Source organism: Sphingobium sp. Ant17 (assembly GCF_000588875.1).
Taxonomy (GTDB): domain Bacteria; phylum Pseudomonadota; class Alphaproteobacteria; order Sphingomonadales; family Sphingomonadaceae; genus Sphingobium.
Genome location: NZ_JEMV01000196.1, coordinates 1 through 1,551, shown reverse-complemented (window position 1 = coordinate 1,551; position 1,551 = coordinate 1). Strand labels below are relative to the sequence as shown.

2 protein-coding genes and 1 pseudogene are annotated in these 1,551 nt (G+C 58.9%); all 3 read left to right on the top strand.

Annotated elements, in window-relative coordinates; genetic code table 11:
- Positions 1-292 (top strand): annotated as a pseudogene (locus BF95_RS25395) (DNA-processing protein DprA); the annotation flags it as partial.
- A gap of 291 nt (positions 293-583) precedes the next feature.
- Entirely contained in the window at positions 584-853 is a 270-nt protein-coding gene (locus BF95_RS25385) for a ribbon-helix-helix domain-containing protein (RefSeq protein ID WP_043149961.1), read from the top strand.
- Positions 854-1,065: 212 nt separating this feature from the next.
- On the top strand, positions 1,066-1,551 hold a 486-nt coding region (locus BF95_RS25380), incomplete at its 3' end, for a toprim domain-containing protein (RefSeq protein WP_043155669.1).

Genomic DNA, 1,551 nt, shown 5'->3' with positions numbered 1-1,551 from the left:
CCAGAATGCGGCTGATGTGCTGGAAGCGGTCGGCCAGATCGACCCGCGCATGGTGCGGCAGGGCAGCTTCGACTTTGCGGGCGAACCCGTTTCGAGCGACGTCGCGGCGAGCGAACGCGACGCGGTGATCGCCCTGCTCAGCCATGCCGCCCCGCGCGGTCCGACGTCTGATCCGGCTGACGGCTTTAGTCCGGCGGTGGTGCAGACGGTGCTGCTGGAACTGGAACTGGCCGAGCGGCTGGATCGGTTGGCGGGCGGACGGGTGAGTTTTGCGGTGAAGAAGGGTCCGTGATTCCGTAAATCTGGTTTGAACTACAAGCCGATCTGTCGCGAAGGACATTTGGTCGCGTTGGCGATGTTTGTGCCAGTGTTGCCGCTCGGATTTGGCTTCCTCTATCTTTCGAGGAGTAATCCTACCCTGAGTTGGATATGCGGCATCGCTGCAATGCTATTCGTTTTCGGTTTTCATGCCATTGCAGCCTATATGTCCGAAGACGATTTCTGAGTCGATTAAGTTTACATCGCCATGCCCGTAAAAGCTGAATCTCGGAGGGAAAATCCACTTGCTTCATGGCTGCCATTCTTGCCGAATTTTGCCAGATTCGCTAAAGCGGATGCCATGAGCACGATGAACATCTTCCTGCCTGAAACCCTCAAAGCATTTGTCGATCAGCAGGTTTCCGGCAAGGGCTTTGGTACCAGCAGTGAATATGTCCGGGAACTGATCCGCAAGGATCAGGATCGGCAGAATCTGCGCCGCCTGATGCTCGATGGTGCTACCAGTACCCAGACTCAATCCGTCGATGAAAGCTATTTTGCGGACCTGCGTGATCGCGCTCGTCATTCACGCTAAAAAATGAGCTTGAAGATTGTGGTGCCTTGCGTGTTCGCGAGAGGGATGTCGCGTTATGCTTCATTCATGCCCTGAGCCGTGCCTATAAGGCGGTAGGGGGCTGGCCATCCCCCCGTCATCTCCCCCTAATCACACGCACCGCTTGACGCCCCGCCGTCATCGCCTTCCAGACTCGCGCGTACGTGTGAGGCATCAAAGTTCGGGGGCCGTAAATGCAGCTTGTCATCGTTGAATCGCCGGCCAAGGCGAAGACTATCGAAAAAATATCTGGGCGGGGGATTTCCATGTGCTCGCCAGCTATGGCCATATTCGCGACCTGCCGCCCAAGGACGGATCGGTCGACCCGGACGACGGCTTTGCCATGTCGTGGGAAAATATGGCGACAAGGGCAAGCAGCTCAAGGCATCAGCGATGCTGCCAAGAAGGCGACGCGCTTGATCCTCGCGACTGACCCTGATCGCGAAGGGGAAGCGATCAGCTGGCATGTGCAGGAAGTATTGCGCGCCAAGAAGGCGCTGCCGGCCGTCGTGGACCGGGTGACGTTCAACGCGATCACCAAGGCGGCGGTGCTGGACGCGATGGCCAAGCCGCGCGCGCTGGACGAGGATCTGATCGACGCCTACCGCGCGCGCCGGGCGCTCGACTATCTGGTCGGCTTCACCCTCTCGCCGGTGCTGTGGCGCAAGCTGCCTGGCGCC